This is a genomic window from Methylobacterium sp. 174MFSha1.1, from assembly GCF_900116815.1.
GTDB lineage: Bacteria > Pseudomonadota > Alphaproteobacteria > Rhizobiales > Beijerinckiaceae > Methylobacterium.
Genome location: NZ_FPCB01000005.1, coordinates 108,358 through 129,269, shown reverse-complemented (window position 1 = coordinate 129,269; position 20,912 = coordinate 108,358). Strand labels below are relative to the sequence as shown.

Here is a 20,912-nt window from a genome sequence, read left to right as displayed (position 1 = left end):
ATCCGGGTTCGCGCGGCAACTCCGCTCCACACGCGATCCTCCCACCGGCACCACAGGATGAGGTCGCGGGCGGGAGGGGAAGAATGCGGCCCGATGCGCCGAGGAGGGCCTGCTGCGTCGCTCAGCCATTCGGCCCGCCGTCCCAGTACAGCCCCTCCGGCAGGGTCGCGGCCGCGCCCACCAGGCGCTCGCCGCCGAGCCGCGCCAGCACCGCGTAGAGGCGCTCGGCATCCGCCCGCTCGGCGGCGGCCTTCCGGTGCGGGATGCCCTCCAGGAAGGCGCGCTTGAGGGTGGCGTAGGTCGCCTCGTCCTCCGCCGCCATCAGCGGGCGCACGGGCGCCCAGGCCGCCTCCCCGGAGCTGAGCGCCTGCTTGGCCCGGGCCGAGGCGCGGGCGAAGCCCGCGATGGTGCGGGGCTCGCGCTGCAGCAGGGCCTCGTCGAAGACGTAGCCGAGGAGCGCGATCGGCCCCTCGACCCCGAACGAGGCGGCGATGCCGTCGGCGCCGATCAGGCGGCGGAAGCCCCGCGCCTCGAGCCGGGCGCAGAAGGTCCAGTACAGCAGCGCGGCGTCGAGCTCGCCGGATTCGAGCTTGCGCATCAGGAGCGGCGGCGCGCCGAAGACGGGTTTGGCCTCGCGCTCGAGGTCGAGCCCGTCCTTCTCGCGGGCCCGCGCCCGCAGGAGCAGCCAGTTCTTGTCGAGCGGACCCCCCGCCACCCCGAGGCGCTTGCCGGCAAGATCGGCGACGGAGCGCAGGGCGCTGCCCCCCGGCACCATCAGGGCGCCCTCGGTGGAGGAATAGGGCAGGAACTTCACTGACCGCCCCTCCGCCCGCAGGCGCGCGGCCCAGAGCAGGTCGGAGACGATGGTATCGACCTGGCCGCCCTGGAAGGCGATGCGGGCGGCGTCGCTCCCGGCGAGGCGCACGCCCTCGAGCGACAGTCCCTCCGCCGCGTCGATCCCTTCCGCCTTGATGACCGCCGCCTCCCAGGCGACGGTGCCGAACGGCAGGAGCCCGACCTTGAGGGTCGAGGCCTGCGGGGCGGCGGTCTGCGCTCCGGCGGGACGGAGCTGCGCGATCGGCCACAGCCCGGCCGCCGCCATCAATCCGCGCCGTGAGAGCATGGGCGCCTCTCCCTGTTGCCCGGCTCGCGCCCGGCCTCGTTCACCCGGCCGGTTCTCCCGGCCCTGTCGCCCCTCAGAGGTAGGCGGCGGGGCCGGCGGCGTCCACCGCTTGCGCGCGGAGGTACGAGGCCGCACCCTGGGCGGACCCGCCGCCGCGGTCACTTGTACTATCGTCGGGCGGGTTCCGAGGGAGAGGGACGCCATGCCGAAGGACCACGTTCTGCGCCCCGACGCGATCGCCGCGCGCCTCGCCGACCTGCCGGCCTGGCAGCACGCCGACGGCTGGATCACCCGCACCTACCGGACGAACGGCTGGAAGGGCACCCTGATGGTGATCAACACCGTCGGCCACCTCGCCGAGGCGGCCTGGCACCACCCGGACCTCACCGCCTCCTACGCCTGGGTCGAGGTGCGGCTGACCACCCACTCCGCCAAGGGCCTGACCGAGAAGGATTTTGCGCTGGCGGCCAAGATCGAGGAGGTGGTCGGCTGGCAGCCGGGGCTGGAGGGCGGCGCGCTCGAGGGCACGCCGAGCGATCCGCGCTTCGCCTACATCAAGTACGACCGCTAGGTTCTCGGGCCGGCACTTCCGCCACCAGCCCGGGATCGAAGCTGCTTCCCTCGACCGGGTTGGCGAGGCAGCGCGTGCCGTGGATCCGGAGGTCGTGGCCGGCATGGAAGTGGCCGGAGATCCAGAGGGCCGGCCGGTGGGCATCGGCTAGGTCGGCGAGCAGCGTCGTGGCGTAGAAGGCCGGCACCCACCAGGGCACGCCGGGCGCGCCGCGGTAGCGGTCGGCGGCCTCAGGCGTCGGCGGGTGGTGGGTGACCGCGACGGTCGGGCCCTGATGCGGCCGGGCGAGGGCGTCCATCATCGCCGACCGGTCGGCGGCGTGGGCCGCCATCGCGGCCTGCGGCGTCCAGGGCGTGCCGTCCCCCTGGCGGATCGCCCGGTACTCGCGCGAGCCGGTCGCCGGATCGGTCATGCGGGCGGCGGCATACGCGACCGGGTCGGCGGGCCGGTCCGGCGCATCCGCCGCGAGCCAGCGCCCGGCGAGGCGCCAGTCGCTCCACAAAGTCGCGCCGACGAACCGCACGCCGCCGATCACGCGCGCCTCGCCGTCCTGGAGCAGCGCCACCCGCTCGCGGCCGGCCGCGCGGTTGATCGCCGCCACCCCGTCCGCCAGCGCCGCCAGCAGCTCCGGGGCGGTGCGGGGATCGCCGGACGGCGCGTAACGCTCGTGGTTGCCCGGCACCAGCACCACGAGCCGCTCGCCCGCGAGGTGGAGGAGCGCGGCGAGCCCCCGCTCCGGCTCGCCCTCCCAGACGTCGCCGGCGCAGACCAGGAGGTCGAAGGGCTGCGTCGGCACGGGCACGGCGGCGAGCGGCCGGCGCTCCAGGTGCAGGTCGGAGAGCGGGAACAGGCGCACGGCTTCAGGCGCCGAACAGCGACAGCACCACCGGCCGCCGGTCGAGGTTGTAGACCTGGGCCTCCCGGGCGGCCTTCGCGGCGCGCTCGGCGGCGTCGGCGAGGGCCGCGAGGCGGGAGGGCGGCTCGCTTTGGCGGCGCTCGATCTCGGCGGCGAGCCTGCGCTGCACCGTGTCGAGGGCGGTGGCGTAGAGCGCGTCGGCCTCGCGGCCGGCCAGCCGCTCGGCGAGCCGCAGGGCCCGGCGCCAGTCCGGCCGGTCGCCCTGGTCGAGCAGGGCCTCGACCTCGTCGACCACCCCGATCGTGTCGGGATCGAGGAGTTCGAGGGCGCGGGCGACCGAGCCCTCGCTCAAGGCGGCGGCCCGCTCGATCAGCGCCGGCGGGGCCCCGGCCTGGGCCGGCCCGAGGCCGCGCAGCACCCGCGCCACCTCCCCCGCCGGGAGCGGCTTCAGGGCGAGCCGCCGGCAGCGCGAGCGGATGGTCGGCAGCAGGCGCCCGGGGGCGTGGCTGACGATCAGGAACAGCGAGCGCGGCGGCGGCTCCTCGATCACCTTCAGGAGCGCGTTGGCGCTGGCGAGGTTCAGTTCGTCGGCGCAGTCGACGATGCAGATCCGGTAGCCAGCATCGGCCGAGGTCTCGGCGAAGAGGTGGAGCGCGCGCCGCGCCGCGTCGACGCCGATCTGGGTCGGCACGGTCTTCGCTCCCGGCGCCTTCTGGCGCCGCAGGAGCACGAGGTTGGGATGCGACAGGCCCGCGACCTGGCGCGCCACCGGGTGGCCGGGGGGCAGGTCGAGGCTGTCGGGCAGGCCCGCGCCGTCGCCGCGGGCGAGCAGGTGGCGGGCGACCCGGAAGGCGAGGGTCGCCTTGCCGATGCCCTTCGGCCCGCCGAGAAGCCACGCATGGTGCAGCCGCCCGGCGCCGATCGCCTCGCGAAACGCCCGCTCCGCCGGCTCCTGGCCGAGGAGGTCCTGGCGCTCGCGCGGGCGCGGGACGCCCGGGATCTCGCCCGGCTCGAGACCGTCGTCTCCCTTGTCAGGCGGCATCGTGGCGGTCCCGGACGAGATGCGGCAGCCGGGCCGCGATCGCCGCCCGGATCGCCTGCGCGACGCGGTCGGGGGCGCCTTGCGCGTCGATGACCGCGCAGCGCGCCGGCTCGGCCTCGGCGATGGCGAGGAAGGCGGCCCGCAGGCGCTCGTGAAAGCCCAGGGCCTCGGCCTCGAACCGGTCGGGGGCGCTGGCCGTGGCGCGGCCGCGCTGGCGCGCCCGGGACAGGCCGATCTCGGGGGACAGGTCGAGGATCAGGGTCAGGTCCGGCCGGGTCGTCCCGACCACCACCCGCTCCAGGGCCGACAGCATCTCGGGGTCGAGCCCGCCCGCTGCGCCCTGGTAGGCCCGGGTCGAGTCGCTGAAGCGGTCGCACAGCACGATCGCCCCGCGGGCGAGGCTCGGGCGGATCAGGGTCGCGAGGTGGTCGAGGCGGGCGGCGGCGAACAGGAGCGCCTCGGCGAAGGGGCCGTGGGGCTTGGCGACGCCGGAGAGGACCGCGGCGCGGATCCGCTCGGCCCGGGGCGAGCCGCCGGGCTCGCGGGTGGTCACCACCTCGCGGGCCTCGAGCGTGCCCTCGGCGCGCAGCCAGGCCGCGGCCCGGGCGATCTGGGTCGACTTGCCGGCGCCCTCGCCGCCCTCGAAGGTGATGAAGCAGCCGGGGCGCCGCGGTTCGACCGGCGCGGCCGTCGGGGACGCCTCGCTCACGACCGGCTGGCGATCCGGCCGAGGGCCTGGCGGAACCAGCCGGTGCCGACCTCCATGGCCGCGTCGAGGGCGCGCTGGGTCATGGTGCCGGCGGGCACCGCCTCGGCGGTGTAGAGCGGCATGTCGAGCACCACCTGCTCACCGCGGGTGACCTTGAGCCGGCCGACCTCGCGGCCCTCCGCCACCGGGGCGGTCAGCGGGCCCTGGTAGGTGGCGCGGGCCACCAGCCGGTCGCTGTTGCCCCGCGGCAGCATCAGCCGCACCGGCTTCTTCGTGACGAGCGGCACCCGGCCCTTCTCGGCCCCGTAGGTCTCGGCCTCCGCCACGGTCTCGCCGGCATTGAAGACCTGGCGCGCCTCGAACGCGCGAAAACCCCACTCGATCAGCTTGCGCGATTCGGCGGCGCGGTCGCGGGCGGTCTTGAGGCCGCTCACCACCAGGACCAGGCGCTGGCCGTTCTGCACCGCCGAGCCGGTCAGGCCGTAGCCGGATTCCTCGAGGTAGCCGGTCTTCAGCCCGTCGGCGCCGACGTCGAGGGTGAGCAGCGGGTTGCGGTTCTGCTGGCGGATCTTGTTCCAGGTGAACTCGCGCTCGGCGAAGAGCTTGTAGTTCTCCGGATAGGTCTCGATCAGGTGGATGGCGAGCTTGGCGAGGTCGCGGGCCGTCACCTTCTGGTCGGGGGCCGAATAGCCGGTGGCGTTGCGGAAGGTCGAGCGGTCGAGCCCGATCTCCTTCGCGTGCCGGTTCATGATCTGGGCGAAATTGTCCTCGGTGCCGGCGACGCCCTCGGCCGCCGCGATCGCCGCGTCGTTGCCCGACTGCACGATGATGCCGCGCAGGAGGTCCGGCAGCTTCACCTTGCTGTTGAGCTGGGCGAACATCGACGAGCCGCCGCCGCCCGCGCCGCCGCGGCGCCAGGCATTCTCGCTGATGGTGAACTCGGTGTCGGGGCCGAGCTTGCCCTTGCGCATCTCGTCGAAGAGCACCTCGACGGTCATCAGCTTGGCCATGCTGGCGGGCGAGAACGGCTCGTCGGCCCCCTTCTCAAACAAAACCGCGCCGGTATCGGCGTCGATCAGGATCGCGTGCGGCGCCAGGGTCTGGAAGGCGGGATTTTGAGACGTCTGCGCCCGCGCGTCGGAGACCGCGACGGCGGCGCCGAGGATGGCTGCCAAGGTGAAGGCCAAGCCCAGTCCCGCGGCGCGGCGCGCGAGCGCCCTGCCCGCTCCGGTGGTCGCTGTCACACGCATACCCCTACCGCTTCAAAGTCCGGCCGAACCGGGAGCCTGCCGCACTGTGCCGCCCCGCCCGCGCCCGCGCAACCGCGCCTGTGCCGCAGTGCGGGATGGGAACCGTTTCGGATGTGGACCCTGGTGGGGCCGGCCGCGTGCGACAGAGGCCGAAACTCACCGGATCCGTCGCCGCCCTCGATGGAATTCATCCCCACCGCGTCATTCCGGGGCCGCGCAGCGGAGCCCGGAATGACCAGGAGGGTGAATCATCCACATGCGACTGAACCGACTCTCGCGCCGATCGGCCCTCAATACATCCCTGCCACCTTCGAGCGCGGCGGCATGCCGGGCTTGTGGCCCGTCGCCTTGGCGTCTTCCCGGTCGCCCTTCTGGGCGCCGGCCAGACGCAGCGGCGGCGCGATCGGCAGCGGGCCGTTCTTCGCGATCACGGTCGTCTTCGCGGCCTTGGCCCCGGCCGGATGCGCGGCGGCCTGCATCGCCTGGGCGAGCGAGGCGCGGTCCGCCGCCGGATGAGCCGCGAAGGCCATGGCCTGGCTCGGGACTTGGCTCGGGAGCGCCGGCCGGCGCGCCAGGGCGACGGGGGCAGGCGCCGCGGGCCGCGCCGCACGGGGCGCGGCGAGGCCCGGGTTCAGGCCCTCGACGGCGGCGATGCGGACGGGCGCGGGCATCCTTGCCGGCTGGCGGGGGGCCTCGGCCCCTTGCTCTGCCACCTGAACCGGCGCGCGGACGGGCGCGCGCACGGCCGGGCGGCGGATCTCCGGCTCGGCCTCGGCGACTTGGATTGGCGCGACGACCCGCGGCCGCTCGACGATCGGCCGCACCGGCTCCGGCTCGGGCTGGCGGAACGCGAAGGGCCGGGAATCGACCTTGGCGTCGTCCCCGGCATCCGCCACCATGATGTTGGCGCCCATCGGCGAGCCGGCGGGCTGCCCGTCGGTGCGCAGGGTCGCCATCAGCTTGCGGTCGTCGCTGCCGCCGACCGAGGCCTTGCCGACATACTCGACCCGGACCTTCGTGGTGCCGCGGCGGCGGAAATCGAGCGCCTCGGCCACCGCCTGCGACACGTCCATCAGCCGGTCGGCGTGATAGGGGCCGCGGTCGTTGACCCGCACCACCATCGAGTGGCCGTTCGCCAGGTTGGTGACCCGGGCGTAGCTCGGCAGCGGCAGGGTCGGATGCGCCGCCGCGACCGAGAAGCGGTCGAAGATCTCGCCGTTGGCGGTCTGGCGGCCGTGGAAGGCGGTGCCGTACCAGGAGGCCAGGCCCTCGCGCACGTAGCCGCGGGCGTCCTGGCGCGGCACGTAGGTGCGGCCGGCGACCACGTAGGGCTTGCCGGTCATCTGCCGGCCGCCGCCCTTCGGGATCTTGTCGTTCTCGCCGTAGAGCCGCGGGCTCGCGGCGACGCCGTATTTCGGATCGATCTCGCGGCCGCCGCTCCTGACCGCCAGGTTCTTGGGCGTCGGCCCGGCGCAATTGGCCGCCGCGAGCGCGATGCCCGCCACCGCGGCCCACCGCACGACCGGCATCGGCCGGAGGGCTCCCCGCTCCGTCTCCGGACGCGTGGAACCGCTCTTCGAAGATCCCGCCATCGACCCCTCGGATCCCCCGCGCCGGCCTCGAGGCCCGCCGCCCGCCCGGAAGGGCTGGGAGGGCGGGCGCCAGGGCCGCACAGGGTTACGCTGCACTTGTGGAAGACCCTGCCGGCCCTGCGTAAATGAAATCTCAACGGGAGCTTTCGCGCGAGTCCCCTCCACCGCCGTCCACAGGCAGTGTGCCGGCCCCGCCCGGGGATCGCGGCCGGGGATCGCGACCTTGGGGACTCTCCGCGGCGGGTCCGGCGTGCGACGGAGGCGGCCGGGCGAGCCGCGGGCGGCGCGTAACCCCCGCATGACGCCTCTTCTCGGACGCTTTGTTTCCGGACGACTTGGATTTCCGGGCGGATCGGGCAGGCTCGATCCCGCGTGGGGCCGGCCGCCGTCGCGCGGCGGCCCGTGAGCGTGCCCCGCCCCGGAGGAACGCCATGGGACACGCTTCGAGGAACGCCCTGTCGCGGCCGCTCGCCGCGTCGCTGCTGGCCGCCATGCTGGCCTGCCCCGCTCTCGCGCAGCCGGCCCCCGCCGATCCCGGGCCGGGCGTTCCGGCGGGCTGGTCGCAGGAGGTGCGGATGGTCGTCGCCCTCGCGGTGCCGGAGGAGAAGGCCCAGGCGCTGCTCCCGGCCGGATGGACCGTCAACCCGGCCCAGCAGGGGCCGGGCCGGGGCGCCAACCTCTCGGTGGTCTTCCGCGAGCAACTCGCGGCGACGGGGCCGGACGGCAAGGCGGCGGGGGCCGAGGAGCGGGCCGCGGTGCTGGCGGTGCCGGCCCGCCGCGGCGACGAGACCGGCTTCGTGATCGTGCGCACCTTCGCCGATGCCCGGTCCGGGCCGGGCTACTACAAGGTCGGCGTGCCGGCGGCGGTGACGCTCGAGCGGCGCGGCAGCGCCACCGCCCTCGCGGGCCAGGCCGAGGAGGCCTGGAGCGTGACCGCCGAGAGCGGCGAGCGGCTGAGCCTGCGGATCGTCTACGCGCGCGGCACGCCGGTCCGGGCCCAGCCCACCGCCCTCAACCTCTCGGGCGCCGATCCGCGGGTCCGGCGGACCTATCGGGTCGACCAGGGCGTCGATCCGGTCCTGAGCCGACCCGCCGGCATCGACCGGACGAGCGCCCTGTCCTTCGCGGCCTCGGGCGGCGCGCTCGCACCGATCTTCGACGGCCGGGAGCAGGTGGTTGCGGTCCTGTCCCTGCCCTGGTACGCGCGCCAGATGTTCGCGCCCGCCGCGATCGATTGAGACGGGATCCGGAAGATGACGTCCGGATCCCGTCTCACCAGCCCGCGCGGCGCTTGAGCGAAGTCACTCACCAGCCCGCGCGGCGCTTGAGCGAAGTCATATGCCCGCGGGCCCGGCGCGCCGCCTATTCCGCCGGCTGCGGCGCGCCGGGTCCCGGCTCCGCCTCGCCCGATTCCGTCCGGCCGGATCCCTTCTTCCGCCCCGCCACCAGCCGCTCGGCCGCGACGTAGAAGACCGGGGTGACGAACAGGGTGAGCAGGGTCGCGACGAGCAGCCCGCCGATCACCACCGTGCCCATCGAGATCCGGGCGTTGGCGCTGGCCCCCGTGGCGATGGCGAGCGGCACCGAGCCGAGGATGAAGGCGAAGGAGGTCATCAGGATCGGCCGCATCCGCAGCCGCACCGCGTCCTGCGCCGCCGTCACCGCGTCCTCGCCCTTGTCCCGCAGGTCGCGGGCGAAGGAGACGAGCAGGATCGCGTTCTTGGCCGCCAGCCCCACCAGCAGCAGGAGGCCGATCTGCCCGAAGATGTCGAGGGGCAGGTCGCGCAGGGCCAGCGCCCCGACGGCGCCGAACAGGGCCAGCGGCGTCACCAGGATCACCACGAAGGGCAGCCGCAGGCTCTCGTACTGGCCGGCGAGCAGCAGCACGATCATCACCACGCCGAGCCCGAAGATCAGCGGCGCCCAGCCGCCGGCGATCTTCTCCTGGTAGGCGACCTCGGTCCATTCCACCGCGTAGTCGGTCGGGAGCGCCGTGTCGGCGAGGCGCTCGATCGCCGCGATCGCCGCGCCGGAACTCGCGCTCTCGGCGGTGTCGACCGCGATCTCGATCGCCGGGTAGGTGTTGTAGGACAGGACTGCCGTCGGCCCGCTGACGAAGTGCGGCGTGACCAGGGCCCCGACCTGCACCGGCTCGCCGCGGTTGTTCGGCACCGTCAGCCGCGACAGGTCCTCGATCGTCCGCCTGCCTTGCGACTCGCTCTGGACGTAGACCTGGTAGACGAAGCCGAACTTGTTGAAGAGGTTGACGAAGGACGAGCCGACATAGGTGCCGAGCGCGTCGAACAGCGATTGCAGGCTGACGCCGAGCTGCTCGGCCTTGGCCCGGTCGATGTCGAGGCGCAGCTGCGGCACGCCGTAGCTCGTGGTGGCGGTGGCGCCGCCGACCTCGGGCAGTTTTTTGAGTTGCGCGATGAAGCCCTCGGCGGTCTTGGCGAGCTTGAGCCCGCCCTCGCCGCTGCGGTCCTGCAGTTCGAGCGTCAGGCCGCCGCGGGAGCCGAGGCCGGGCAGCGGCGAGGGGTCGACGATGCGCAGGACCCCGTCGGGATGGTTCTTGAACTGCTTGCGCAGGCGCCCGACCACGTCGGTGACCGTCTCGGTGCGCTCGTCCCAGGGCTTCAGGGTCGGGATCTGGAAGCCGTAGAACGGCGCGGTGACGTCGGCCAGGATGCCGCGCCCGGCGACCCCGATCGTGCCGGCGACCGAGGGCTCGGCCATCGCCGCCTTGCCGACCTCCTCCACCATCGCGGCGGTGCGGCTGACCGAGGCACCCTTCGGCATCGCGATGTCGGCGAAGAAGTAGCCCTGGTCCTCCTGCGGCACGAAGGCGCTCGGGCGGCTCATCACCATCCAGGCGGTGAGCCCGGCGAAGACGAGGAAGACGAGGCCGGTGGCGATCAGGTGGCGCGACAGCCGCCCCGCCGAGCCGACCGCGAACCCGGTCGCCCGGTCGAGGACGGCGTTGAACCAGCGCAGCGGCGCCCGCCAGCGGCTCTGCTGCGCGGTCTTGTCGTGGGGCTTCAGCAGCAGGGCGCAGAGCGCCGGGGTCAGGGTGAGCGAGACGACGGCCGAGATCAGCACCGAGATCGCGATGGTCAGGGCGAACTGGTTGTAGAGCTGGCCGGTCAGCCCCGGGATGAAGGCCACCGGCACGAACAGGGCGGCGAGCACCAGGGTGGTGGCGATGACCGGGCCCGCGACCTCGTTCACCGCCTCGCGGGCGGCTGGCCGAGGCTCCTGCCCCTCCTCCATCAGCCGCTCGGTGTTCTCGACCACGATGATTGCGTCGTCGACCACGAGCCCCACCGCCAGCACCAGCCCGAGCAGGCTCAGGGTGTTGAACGAGAAGCCGAGGAGCGCCATCGGCCCGAAGGTGCCGACCAGCGCCACCGGCACCGCGATCGCCGGGATCAGCGTCGCGCGCCAGTTCTGCAGGAACAGGTAGGTGATGACGACGACGAGAACGATCGCCTCGATCAGGGTCTTGACCACCTCGTGGATCGAGGCGTCGACGAACTCGGTGCGGTCGAGGGCGATTCTGTATTTCAGGCCCGGGGGAAAGCGCTTGGCGAGGTCCTTCATCGTGGCGCGCACGCCCTTCATCACCTCGACGGCGTTGGCCTCCGGATTCTGGAACAGGCCGAGCGAGGCGGCGGGCAGGTTGTCGTAGGTCGAGCGGCTGCCGTACTGCTCCGAGCCGAGCTCGACCCGGCCGACGTCGCGGATGCGCACCACCGAGCCGTCGGGATTGGCCCGGATCACCACGTCGGCGAATTCCTTCGCCTCCGTCAGGCGGCCCTTGGTGACGATCTGCAGCTCGAAGGCGGGCGCGTCGCGCACCGGCTCCTTGCCGAGCGAGCCGACGGTGATCTGGGCGTTCTGCTGCTCGACCGCCTGGACGATCTGGCTCGGGCCGAGGCCCAGCGATTCCATCCGCGCCGGATCGAGCCAGATCCGCATCGCGTAGCGCTTGTTGGAGAAGTTGACGATGCGGCCCATGCCGGTGACCCGGCGCAGGGGCTTGATCACCTGGGTCTCGGCCCAGTTCGACAGGAAGAGCTCGTCGTAGCGGTTGTCGTCGCTGTAGAGCACGACGTTGCCGAGGCGCTGGCGCGACGACTTGACGATCTCCAGCCCCTGGTCGCGCACCGCCTGCGGCAGGCGCGATTCGGCGCGCTGCGCCCGGGTCAGCACGTCGGCCGCCGCGGCGTTGAGGTCCGAGCCGACCTCGAAGGTCGCGTCGAGGTTGACGCTGCCGTCGGCGTTGCTGGTCGAGTTGATGTAGATCAGGTCCTGCGCGCCGTTGATCTCCTGCTCGAGCGGGATCGCGATCGCCTCGTAGGCCTGCTGCGCGGTGGCGCCCGGATAGGTCGCCTGGATGTTGATGATCGGCGGCGCGATCTCGGGGAACTGGGCGATCGGCAGGGAGACACCCGCCACGGCCCCGATCAGGGTGATCAGCACCGAGATCACGCCCGCCAGGACGGGCCGGTCGACGAAATAGGCGAACATCCCGGATCCCGCTGGACCGCCGGGCGCCGCACGGGCCCCGCGGACGAACCGGGCGGGAGGCGGGACCTGCGACGGTGAGGTGATGGCCCATCCGCAACGCGATCGCGTCCGAGGGAGTTCCCCTGCGGGAGGCCCGCCTTCTCCGGCAGGCCGCCGATGTCGCGGGCGGGGAACCGCCGGCCCGCCCCGGACCTTTGCGTCATCGTCGGGGAGATCTTCATCGTGCGCGCAGGTTTTCGCTACGGCCTCGTCGGTCTCACCGCGCTCGCGGCCGGGGCCGGCCTCTGGTGGGGTCTCGGCCATCCGCTGCCCCAGGGCGCCGCCGGCCTCCTGCCCGGCCCGGTGGCGCAGCTCCTGGCGCCGCAGGAGACGAAGAAGGCCCGCGGGCCCGAGGCGCCGGAATTCGACGTCGCGGTGGCGAAGGCGACGCCGGAGACCGTGCCGGTCGCCTTCTCGTATACCGGCACGGTGATCTCGCCGAAGGACGCCGCGCTCCAGCCCCGGGTCACCGGCGTGGTGGTGGAGCGGCCCTTCGAGCCGGGCGGCCACGTCAAGCAGGGCCAGGTGCTGTTCCGCATCGATCCGCGGCCGTTCGAGGTGGCGTTGCGCACGGCCGAGGCGCAGCGCGAGCAGGCGGTGGCGCAACTCGCCTTCGCCGACGCCGAGGTCGACCGCACCCAGACCCTGGCCGACAAGGGCTACGCCTCCGAGCAGCGCTTCCAGCAACTCGAGAGCAACCGCCAGGTCGCCCGCAGCCGTGTCCAGGAGGCCGAGGCCGCGATCGCGCGCCAGAAGCTCAACCTGGAATACGCGGTGATCCGCGCCCCCTTCGACGGCCGCTCCAGCCTCACCGACATCAATGTCGGCGACCACGTCAACGAGAACACGACCCAGCTCGTCAGCGTGGTCCAGGTCGACCCGATCGAGGTGCAGGTCGCGCTCTCGGCCGAGGATTCGGAGGCGGTGCGCGCCGCCCTGAAGGAGGACCGCGCCGTCATCCGGACCCTCGACGCGCAAGGCAATCCGGAGCGCAAGGCGACGATCTACAAGCTCGACAACCGCTTCGACCCCCGCACCGCCCGCCGCCTGGTCCGGGCCTGGCTGCCCAACGCCGACGAGCGCTACCTGCCGGGCGAGTTCGTGCGCACGCGGGTGCAGGTCGGCACCGAGGAACGCCTGCTGGTGCCGACGATCGCGCTCTCGTCGCAACTCGACCAGCGCATCGTCTGGCGCGTGAGCGACGACGGCGACGCGGCCAAGGTGGCGATGGTCCCGGTCGAGACCGGCGAGGAGTTCGGCGACCGCACGGCGATCCTGAAAGGCCTGAAGGCCGGCGACCGCATCGCCACCGACCACCTCCAGCTCCTGCGCCAGGACCAGCGGGTCGGGATCAAGCGGGAGGGCCGGCAGGACGACGGGCGGCAGGCGGCGAACGAGCCCGGCGACGCGGCGGTTCGCCCCTGAGCATCACGTTCATCGCCGAAGCGATCACCGGTTCGGCGATGAAAACGAGAGTCTGTTTGATTGGAAAGGCTTCACTCAAACCCTCCATCGTCATCCCGGGGCCGCGAAGCGGAACCCGGGATCCATAACCGCCGAGGGCGCCGGCGCAGGCTGAACGCAGTCCGCTTCATCCTGAAGCGTCAGCGGTTATGGATCCCGGGTTCTCGACTTCGTCGAGCCCCGGGATGACGTCGATAATTATCGTTTAATGGGTCGAAATTACTGATATAATTGATCAGTTATATCCTTATTCCACGATAAATATTCAAGTAAATTTGAACAATATGAATTTGATAAGATCTTTTATGACTTTCGAGAGCAGTGCCGCAAGACAATCTTCTATCCCCCCCCACGACCTCATCCTGAGGTGCGACTGCAAGGAGTCTCGAAAGGAGGGCTCCAGCTATCCCAGAGACCTCTGAGCCCTCCTTCGAGGTCAATCGATTGAAACCTCAGGATGAGGTCGTGTGTGGGATGACACCGGCCGATCGGTCGAACAGGCTTCGAGTCCGTCAGCGCTTGCCCCGGCGAAGGTCCGGACGCTACGGTCGTGGGCGATCCCCGGCACCCGAGCGACGGCCCCCCGCATGAGCGATTCCGAGACCGCGCCCGCCGAGACCGCGCACGAGCGCACCGCGCTCGCGGGCGACGTGCGCTTCTCGGTGGTGACCGCCGGGCCGGACGGGCTCGAACTCGTGGTGGCGTTCGGGCCGCGGGACTACGCGGTCCGGCTCACCCCCGCGGAGGCCGGCGAGCTCGGCCTCGCCCTCCTCGCCACCGCCTCGGTCGCGGCGGACGCGGCGCAGGACGTGCCGGCGGGGACCCGGGTCGAGAACTGCTTCTTCCCGGTCCTCGGCTGGACGGCCGGCGAGGTCGCGCCCGGCGTGCCGGCCCTCGCCTTCCGCCTCGCCGAGAGCACCGAGATCGCCTTCCAGTTCGACCGCGACGCCGCCCGGGCCTGCGGCCGCGACCTCGCCCGCAGCGGCCGGGTGCCGCTGCGCGAGCGGCTGCGCCGCGCCTTCCGGCGTCCGGTCCGGCCGGCCGATCCTCACGGTGCGTGAGCGCCGGCGCGCCAAGCCAGATCGAGGACGAGGCCCTGCGGCAGGGTGTCGAGGAGCGGCGTGACCGGAAGGCCCGCTTCGGCGAGGAGCCCGGCGCTCCAGTGGTTGCACACCGCGACGAGGCTGAAGCGCCCCTCCGCCAAGTAGAACAGGCTCGGGCCGTAGAGGCCGGGACCCGCCTCGACCGGATGGCCGTCGCGCGTGGCGAAGGACCGCGCGAGCGCCGCGGCGAGGCGCCGGAAGCCCGCCCGCGACAGCCGCACCGTCACGATCCCGGCCTCCGGGACGGCGCCGGGCTCGGCCGCGACCCCGACCACGTGCAGCACCGCCGGGCGGCCGCCCGGGGTGAACAGGGCCCGCAGCGCCAGCCGCCAGTCGAGGGCGTCGATCGTCGGGACGGCGCGGTAGAAGCCGGCATCGCCCCAGCCGATCTCCAGCGCCGGATAGGCATGGAAGCGCTCGGTCACCGCGATCAGCGCCCCGGCGCCGGCCTCGGCCGCCGCCCGGGCGAGGTCGTCGCGGGGCAGGAGCAGGCCGGAATGCCAGGCCCCGGCCACGACCCGCACGGTGACCGCCGCCTCGCCGGGCGGCGGCGGGTAGAGGCCCGGATCGCCCGGCCGGGCGGTGAGCCAGGCCGCCGCCACGAGGACGACGGCGAGGGACAGGAGAGCGGCCGCGGCCCGCCGGGCGAGGTGCAGGACGCGGCGCAAGGAATCAGGCCGCCTCGGCGAGAAGCCGCAGGTCCTGGTCGGCCGCGAGCCGCCCGGCCGAGGCCTCCAGGATCTCGATCCCCGCGACCGCGCCGGCGGCGTCGTAGGCGACGACGATGCCCGGCCGGACCTCCCGGCTCGCCACCACCGCGGCATCGGTGAAGCGGACGGACAGCACGTCGGTCTCGGTGTCGTAGCGGCCGGTCGCCGGGCGGGCCGGCATCGGGATGGGGTGTTCGGGCTTCGGGGTCATGCCTTGCGGGTGTCCGGCGGCGGTCGACGGATCGCCTCTCGGGCGCGCGTCCGCGCCCGATCGCCCTGGACCGGCCGCCGCGCGTACGCCTCTCTCCCGAACGTGTCTCTTTCTGGTCCCGTGCCGGATGCGGGCGGCGGGCCGCCCGCATCCGGAAGATCTGCCGGCGCTCAGCCCTGCAGCCGCGCCAGCGCCTCGCGCACCTTCTCGCGGCGGGCGATGGCCGCCTCGCGGCGCTCGCGCTGCTCCTCGACCACCTCCTCGGGGGCGCGGGCGAGGAAGTCGGCATTGCCGAGCTTGGCGTCGATCTTACCCACCTCGCCGCCGAGCTTGGCATCCTCCTTGGTCAGCCGCGCCACCTCGGCGGTCAGGTCGACCACGCCCTCGAGCGGGAGCGCCGCCACCTCGCCGCGCACGATCAGCTGCACGGCGTTGCGCGGGCTCGCCTCCGCCACGTCGATCGAGGCGATGCGGCCGAGCCGGCGCACGGTGTCGCCCCAGCGGCCGAGGCGCTCGCGCACCGCCTCGCTCGGCGAGACCAGCACCAGCGGGATCTGGGCGCCGGCCGGCACGTTCGTCTCCGAGCGGGCCGAGCGGATCTCCGAGACGAGGTCGACGACCCAGCCGATCTCGGCCTCGGCCTCGGGCTTGGCGAGCGCGCCGAGATCGGGCCAGGACGCCAGCGCCAGGAGCCCGCGCTCGACTCCGGCCTCGCGCGCCTTGGTCGCCCACAATTCCTCGGTGAGGAACGGCATGAACGGGTGCAGGAGCACGCAGATCTGGTCGATGAGGTAGGCGATCGACCGGCGCGTCTCCTCCTTCGCTAGCCCGTCCTCGCCCTGGAGCACGGGCTTGGCCAGTTCCAGGTACCAGTCGCAGAAGACGTTCCAGACGAAGCGGTAGGCGGCGTTGGCGGCGTCGTTGAAGCGGTAGGCCTCGATCGCCCCGGTCACCTCGGCGACGGCCCGCGCGGCCTCGCCGAGCGCCCAGGCGTTCAGGGTCTGGCTCACACCCTCGGGCTTGAAGGCGGGATCGAGCCGGCAGCCGTTCATCTCGGCGAAGCGGGCGGCGTTCCAGAGCTTGGTGGCGAAGTTGCGATAGCCTTCAACGCGTTGCACCGAGAGCTTGATGTCGCGTCCCTGCGCCGCCATGGCGGCGAGGGTGAAGCGCAGGGCATCCGCCCCGTAGCGATCGACGAGGTCGAGGGGGTCGACGACGTTGCCCTTCGACTTCGACATCTTCGCCCCCTTCTCGTCGCGGACGAGGGCGTGGATGTAGACGGTGCGGAACGGCACCTCGTCCAGCGCGTGAAGGCCGAGCATCATCATCCTGGCGACCCAGAAGAAAATGATGTCGAAGCCCGTCACCAGGGCCGAGGTCGGGTAGTAGCGGGCGAGCTCCGGCGTCTCGTCCGGCCAGCCGAGCGTCGAGAACGGCCACAGGCCCGACGAGAACCAGGTGTCGAGGACGTCCTCGTCGCGGCGTAAAGAGACCGGCCGGCCGTGCTTCGCGGCGGCCTGGGCCAGGGCGTCCTCTTCCGTGTGCGCGACGAAGCAGTGCCCGTCGGCGTCGTACCAGGCCGGGATCTGGTGGCCCCACCACAGCTGGCGCGAGATGCACCACGGCTCGATGTTCTCGAGCCACTGGAAGTAGGTCTTCTCGTAGGTCTCGGGCACGAAGCGGGTGCGCCCGTCGCGCACCGCCTGCATCGCCCGCTCGGCCAGCGGCTTGACGTTCACGTACCACTGGTCGGTCAGGTAGGGCTCGATCACCACGCCCGAGCGGTCACCGTGCGGCACCGCGTGGGTGTTGGGCTCGATCGTGACCAGCTGGCCGCGCTCCTCCATCAGGGCGACGACCCGCTTGCGCGCCTCGAAGCGGTCGAGGCCGTGCAGCGCCAGGGCCTCGGGCTCCGGGCTCGATCCGTCCAGGAAATCCGCATTGCCGTCGAGGCTTATGCGGGCTTCCTCATCCAGGATATTGATCTGGGAAAGCCCGTTCCGGCGGCCGACCTCGAAGTCGTTGAAGTCGTGCGCCGGGGTGATCTTGACCGCGCCGGTGCCCTTCTCGGGGTCGGAATACTCGTCCGCCACGATCGGGATCAGGCGACCGACCAGCGGCAGCCGCAGGCTCTTGCCGACCAGCGCCCGATAGCGCTCGTCCTCCGGATGCACCGCGACCGCGGTGTCGCCGAGCATGGTCTCGGGCCGGGTCGTCGCGACCGTGATGGTCTCGCCCGTCTCGGTCCCGGCCTCGTCGACCACCGGATAGGCGAAGTGCCAGAGATGGCCCTTCACCTCGACCTGCTGCACCTCGAGGTCGGAGATCGCGGTCTGGAACTTCGGGTCCCAGTTCACCAGGCGCTTGTCGCGGTAGATCAGTCCTTGCGCGTGCAGGTCGACGAAGACCTTCAGGACGGCCTTCGACAGGCCCTCGTCCATGGTGAAGCGCTCGCGCGACCAGTCGCAGGAGGCGCCGAGGCGCTTCAGCTGGTTGACGATGGTGCCGCCCGATTCCGCCTTCCACTCCCAGACCCGGCGGACGAATTCCGGCCGGCCCAGGGAGCGTCGGTCGGGCTGCTGCTGCTCGGCGAGGCGGCGCTCCACCACCATCTGGGTCGCGATGCCGGCGTGGTCAGTGCCGGGCTGCCACAGCACGTCCTTGCCGCGCAGGCGCTCGAAGCGGGCGAGCACGTCCTGGAGCGTGTTGTTGAGGGCGTGGCCCATATGGAGCGAGCCCGTCACGTTCGGCGGCGGGATCATGATGCTGTAGGGCTCGGCGCCGGCCCGGTCCGGGCGCCCGGCCCGGAAGGCCTGCGCCTCCTCCCACTCGGCGGCGATGCGCGCCTCGACGGCGGCGGGATCGAAGGTCTTGTCCATCATCGCGAAAGCGCCACTCGCAGGCTGCCCCGGGCGCGTCCGCGAGGCGGGACGCGGGCCTCGCGGGCGCCGAAAACCAGAAACGACAAAGGCCGGCCGCGCGAGCGGCCAGCCCCCGAGATCGCTTTCAAGCGGACCCGGGCCGTTCCGTCAACTGGAGTGGTCCCGGGAACTCAGCGACCGCGCGCGACGCGCTCGATCTCGGCCCGGACCAGGCGCTCCACCATCACCGGCAGGTTGTCGTCGAGCCAGGCCTTCAGCATCGGCCGCAGCATGTCCTGCACCAGGTCCTCGATGGTGCGGGCGTTGCGGGTCAGCACCGTGGTCGCCAGGAGGTCGAAGGCGTGGCCGACCGTGGCGTCGGTCGCCTGGGACAGGAGCCGGTCCTCCATCGCCGGGCGGGGCTCCGGCGGCGCGGGGGGCGGCGGGGCGACGGCCTTCGGGGGTTCCGGCGGGGCGGGCTCCGGCTCGATCTCGATCGCGTCGAAATCCATCGGCTCGTCGCGGAACGCGATCTCCGACATCGGGTCGAACTTGTCGTCGAAGCTCGGCTCGGGCTCCGGCGGCGGTGCAGGTGGTGCCTTGGCGACCACCGGCTCCGGCTTCGGGGCGGGTTTCGGCGCCGGCTTGGCCACCATCGCGAGGTCGAGCACGTCGTCCTCGTCGGGCGCGGGGCTCGGCACCGCCACCGGGCGCGACCCGGGAGCGGGCGGCTCGGCCGGCTTCTGGTCGTCGGCGATGATGCGGCGGATGGAGGCGAGGATCTCCTCCATCGAGGGTTCCTGCGTCTTGTCCTGCGTCTTGGGGCTCGCGGCGCTCATCCGGCTCAACGCTCGAGTGCAGAGGATCGGGGGGCTTGGGTCTTGGGTCTCGGGTACGCAGTATTCCACAGGGCCGGCCCCGCACAAGCGAGGCGGCCCGCGCAACTCACAGGACGGCGCGCTCCAGGTCGCCGTCCTTCGAGGCGTCGTCCTTCAGGACGGCGCTGCGGGTCAGCGGCCGTCCGGCGTGCGCACGCCGTACCAGAGGTCCTTGACCTGGTCGTAATGCTGCTTGGCGCTGTACTGCGTCACCGGGACGGCGATGAAGCGGGTGGTGAGGCGGCCGACGGTCTGCACCACCTGGTAGGAGCCCACCACCCGGTCGCGCTGGGCGGCGATCAGGCTGACGCGGGCGGTCAGAAGCTCCTGCTGGGCGTTCAGCACGTCGAGGGTCGTGCGCTGGCCGACCCGGGCCTCCTCGCGCACGCCGTTCAGCGCCACCTCGTTGGCCTGGACCTGGGCCTGGGAGGCGATGACGCGGGCCTTGGCCGCCTCGAGGGCGCCCCAGGCGGTGACGATGCCGGCGCGGACCTGGTCGCGGGTCAGCTCGGCCTGGAGCCGGCTCTGGCCGACCTGCTCCTTGGCCTGGCGGATCTGCGCGTACTCGGCGCCGCCCTGGTAGAGCGGGACCGAGACCTGGCCGATGATCGAGCCCTGGAAGTAGCGGGTGTTGGCGATCTGCTGGTCGAAGACCTGGGCGGCGTTGCCGCTCAGCGAGACCGTCGGGTAGAGGGTCGATTCGGCGATCTTGACCTGCGCCTCGGCCGCGTCGACCGAGTGGAGGGCGGAGAGGATCGCCGGGTGCTCGGCAAGGCCGATCTCGACCGCCGCCGTCAGGGTCGACGGCACGAAGCGGTCGATCGGCCGGCCGGGGGCGAGCTGGCGCGGCTCGACGCCGATCACCTGCCGGTAGGTCGCGATGCTGGTGCGCAGGTTGGCCTCGGCCAGGCTGACCTGGGCCCGGGCGCCGGCGAGCCGCGCCTCGGCCTGGGCGACGTCGGTGCGGGTGACCTCGCCGACGTTGAAGCGGTCGCGGGTCTGGCGGAGCTGCTCCTCCAGCACCTCGACGTTGTTGCGGTTGAGCTCCAGCGTGGCGGTGTCCGCCAGCACGTTCATGTAGGCCTGCGCCGCCGAGAACAGCGTCTGCATCTCGGTGTTGCGCAGGGTCTCGCGGCCGCCCAGCACCTGCGACTCGGCCTGCCGGGTGCTGTTGTCGGTCCGGAAGCCGTTGAACAGCGTCTGGGTCACGGAGACGCCGGCGGAGCCCGGGATCAGGGTCTGCGAGGCGTCGCCGCCGCCGATTTCCCCGCGGTTGGCGCCGAGGCGCCCCGAGACGTTGCTGACGCCGACGCTGGCCTGCGCGCTCACGGTCGGGCGGTAGCCCGCCAGCGCCCGCGGCACGTTCTCGTCGTTGGCGCGCTGTCCGGCGCGCTGCGCGTTGAGCGTCGGGTTGCCCGCATAGGCCCGCGCGAGGGCGGTATCCAGGGTTTCCGCGGCCGCGCCCTGGCCCGCCATGGCGAGCGCCATGGCGGCGAACCCGCCCAGCCGAAGCCTGCGGAACGCCTGAGTTCCTGTGTCAGTCACGCCTGTCTACCCTGTGCGGCTAGCTCACAATGACCGGCCCTGCACCGCGGGCGGCTGAGCCGGTTCGTCATATCGCTGTGCCCACCTCGATCATGACCTTAGCCGAGGGCGGTGCCGGGGGCATCGTCCCCGTACTGTGGATGACCGAGTTTGACCGGCGGTGCCGCAAAAAAGCGACAGGTATCGCTGGGGAAATCTGGACGGCGAGATCTGCGATTCCCAGGCGGTCCCGCGCCGGGCGGCGGCGGGGCGCACGCACCCTGCAAGTCGTTGGTAAACGAATGCTTTCGCGCGCCGCCATTCTCGCGGCTGCAGCCTCGGTCGCCCGGAACGGACCCCGGGCCGGGGCGCCGGATCCGGCCGGGGCGCGGCCCGGAGGGCGGGCCCGTGCGCCGCACCAAGGAAAAACCGCACTGGGAACACGGGAC

The 20,912-nt window shown here is 72.7% G+C and carries 16 protein-coding genes; 4 read left to right on the top strand and 12 right to left on the bottom strand.

Features of this window, described 5'->3' with window-relative positions:
- Positions 1 to 121: 121 nt before the first annotated feature.
- Complete coding sequence (locus BM430_RS02520; protein ID WP_093564956.1) at positions 122 to 1,123, bottom strand: ABC transporter substrate-binding protein; 1,002 nt, start codon at positions 1,121 to 1,123, stop codon at positions 122 to 124.
- Between the two features lie 202 nt (positions 1,124 to 1,325).
- Between BM430_RS02520 and BM430_RS02515 the strand changes: the two genes are divergently transcribed.
- The gene (locus tag BM430_RS02515) at positions 1,326 to 1,694 is read left to right on the top strand and encodes a 4a-hydroxytetrahydrobiopterin dehydratase (RefSeq protein WP_093564955.1); all 369 of its coding nucleotides are present in this window, start codon (positions 1,326 to 1,328) and stop codon (positions 1,692 to 1,694) included.
- On the opposite strand, the gene BM430_RS02510 is transcribed toward BM430_RS02515, so the two are convergent.
- From BM430_RS02510 to BM430_RS02490, 5 genes are all read right to left on the bottom strand, one after another.
- Complete coding sequence (locus tag BM430_RS02510) at positions 1,678 to 2,550, bottom strand: metallophosphoesterase (protein WP_093564953.1); 873 nt, start codon at positions 2,548 to 2,550, stop codon at positions 1,678 to 1,680. The two genes, BM430_RS02515 and BM430_RS02510, sit on opposite strands and share 17 nt — an antisense overlap.
- Positions 2,551 to 2,554: 4 nt before the next feature.
- Entirely contained in the window at positions 2,555 to 3,592 is a 1,038-nt protein-coding gene (locus BM430_RS02505) for a DNA polymerase III subunit delta' (protein WP_093564951.1), read from the bottom strand.
- Positions 3,582 to 4,301 carry a dTMP kinase gene (gene tmk, locus BM430_RS02500; protein WP_093564950.1) on the bottom strand — a complete coding sequence of 240 codons (720 nt, stop codon included), beginning with the start codon at positions 4,299 to 4,301 and terminating at the stop codon, positions 3,582 to 3,584. The genes BM430_RS02505 and tmk overlap by 11 nt, the downstream gene beginning before the upstream one ends.
- Entirely contained in the window at positions 4,298 to 5,467 is a 1,170-nt protein-coding gene (locus tag BM430_RS02495) for a D-alanyl-D-alanine carboxypeptidase family protein (RefSeq protein ID WP_244539297.1), read from the bottom strand. The genes tmk and BM430_RS02495 overlap by 4 nt, the downstream gene beginning before the upstream one ends.
- A 374-nt stretch (positions 5,468 to 5,841) precedes the next feature.
- Positions 5,842 to 7,080, bottom strand: a complete 1,239-nt coding sequence (locus BM430_RS02490; protein ID WP_093564948.1) for a septal ring lytic transglycosylase RlpA family protein — start codon at positions 7,078 to 7,080, stop codon at positions 5,842 to 5,844.
- Between the two features lie 494 nt (positions 7,081 to 7,574).
- Here BM430_RS02490 and BM430_RS02485 point away from each other — a divergent pair, with 494 nt between their 5' ends.
- On the top strand, positions 7,575 to 8,381 hold the full coding sequence (locus tag BM430_RS02485; protein ID WP_093564947.1) for a hypothetical protein: 807 nt from the start codon (positions 7,575 to 7,577) through the stop codon (positions 8,379 to 8,381).
- Positions 8,382 to 8,505: 124 nt separating this feature from the next.
- Here BM430_RS02485 and BM430_RS02480 read toward each other — a convergent pair whose 3' ends face one another.
- A complete protein-coding gene (locus BM430_RS02480) occupies positions 8,506 to 11,673 on the bottom strand; it encodes an efflux RND transporter permease subunit (protein WP_093564946.1) in 3,168 nt (1,055 codons plus the stop codon).
- Between the two features lie 222 nt (positions 11,674 to 11,895).
- Between BM430_RS02480 and BM430_RS02475 the strand changes: the two genes are divergently transcribed.
- Positions 11,896 to 13,137: an efflux RND transporter periplasmic adaptor subunit gene (locus BM430_RS02475; protein ID WP_244539278.1), complete on the top strand. Its 1,242-nt coding sequence runs from the start codon at positions 11,896 to 11,898 to the stop codon at positions 13,135 to 13,137.
- A 626-nt stretch (positions 13,138 to 13,763) separates the two neighbouring features.
- The gene (locus tag BM430_RS02470) at positions 13,764 to 14,237 is read left to right on the top strand and encodes a hypothetical protein (protein ID WP_244539277.1); all 474 of its coding nucleotides are present in this window, start codon (positions 13,764 to 13,766) and stop codon (positions 14,235 to 14,237) included.
- On the opposite strand, the gene BM430_RS02465 is transcribed toward BM430_RS02470, so the two are convergent.
- The 5 genes from BM430_RS02465 to BM430_RS02445 form a co-directional block, all read right to left on the bottom strand.
- Complete coding sequence (locus BM430_RS02465) at positions 14,225 to 14,947, bottom strand: DUF2459 domain-containing protein (RefSeq protein ID WP_177302892.1); 723 nt, start codon at positions 14,945 to 14,947, stop codon at positions 14,225 to 14,227. The genes BM430_RS02470 and BM430_RS02465 overlap by 13 nt on opposite strands.
- A 4-nt stretch (positions 14,948 to 14,951) precedes the next feature.
- The gene (locus BM430_RS02460) at positions 14,952 to 15,200 is read right to left on the bottom strand and encodes a DUF2283 domain-containing protein (RefSeq protein ID WP_244539276.1); all 249 of its coding nucleotides are present in this window, start codon (positions 15,198 to 15,200) and stop codon (positions 14,952 to 14,954) included.
- A gap of 170 nt (positions 15,201 to 15,370) precedes the next feature.
- Entirely contained in the window at positions 15,371 to 18,082 is a 2,712-nt protein-coding gene (locus BM430_RS02455; protein ID WP_093564943.1) for a valine--tRNA ligase, read from the bottom strand.
- A gap of 170 nt (positions 18,083 to 18,252) precedes the next feature.
- Complete coding sequence (locus tag BM430_RS35150; protein WP_244539296.1) at positions 18,253 to 18,471, bottom strand: PopZ family protein; 219 nt, start codon at positions 18,469 to 18,471, stop codon at positions 18,253 to 18,255.
- A 600-nt stretch (positions 18,472 to 19,071) separates the two neighbouring features.
- Positions 19,072 to 20,427, bottom strand: a complete 1,356-nt coding sequence (locus BM430_RS02445) for a TolC family outer membrane protein (RefSeq protein WP_177302917.1) — start codon at positions 20,425 to 20,427, stop codon at positions 19,072 to 19,074.
- Positions 20,428 to 20,912 lie beyond the last annotated feature (485 nt).

Excerpts from the sequence above, each read along its gene's own strand:
- BM430_RS02520 (WP_093564956.1), bottom strand. The coding sequence starts at position 1,123 with ATGCTCTCACGGCGCGGATTGATGGCGGCGGCCGGGCTGTGGCCGATC.
- BM430_RS02515 (WP_093564955.1), top strand. The coding sequence starts at position 1,326 with ATGCCGAAGGACCACGTTCTGCGCCCCGACGCGATCGCCGCGCGCCTC.
- BM430_RS02505 (WP_093564951.1), bottom strand. The coding sequence starts at position 3,592 with ATGCCGCCTGACAAGGGAGACGACGGTCTCGAGCCGGGCGAGATCCCG.
- BM430_RS02490 (WP_093564948.1), bottom strand. The coding sequence starts at position 7,080 with ATGCCGGTCGTGCGGTGGGCCGCGGTGGCGGGCATCGCGCTCGCGGCG.
- BM430_RS02485 (WP_093564947.1), top strand. The coding sequence starts at position 7,575 with ATGGGACACGCTTCGAGGAACGCCCTGTCGCGGCCGCTCGCCGCGTCG.
- BM430_RS02480 (WP_093564946.1), bottom strand. The coding sequence starts at position 11,673 with ATGTTCGCCTATTTCGTCGACCGGCCCGTCCTGGCGGGCGTGATCTCG.
- BM430_RS02470 (WP_244539277.1), top strand. The coding sequence starts at position 13,764 with ATGAGCGATTCCGAGACCGCGCCCGCCGAGACCGCGCACGAGCGCACC.
- BM430_RS02460 (WP_244539276.1), bottom strand. The coding sequence starts at position 15,200 with ATGACCCCGAAGCCCGAACACCCCATCCCGATGCCGGCCCGCCCGGCG.
- BM430_RS02455 (WP_093564943.1), bottom strand. The coding sequence starts at position 18,082 with ATGATGGACAAGACCTTCGATCCCGCCGCCGTCGAGGCGCGCATCGCC.
- BM430_RS35150 (WP_244539296.1), bottom strand. The coding sequence starts at position 18,471 with ATGGAGGACCGGCTCCTGTCCCAGGCGACCGACGCCACGGTCGGCCAC.
- BM430_RS02445 (WP_177302917.1), bottom strand. The coding sequence starts at position 20,427 with ATGGCGCTCGCCATGGCGGGCCAGGGCGCGGCCGCGGAAACCCTGGAT.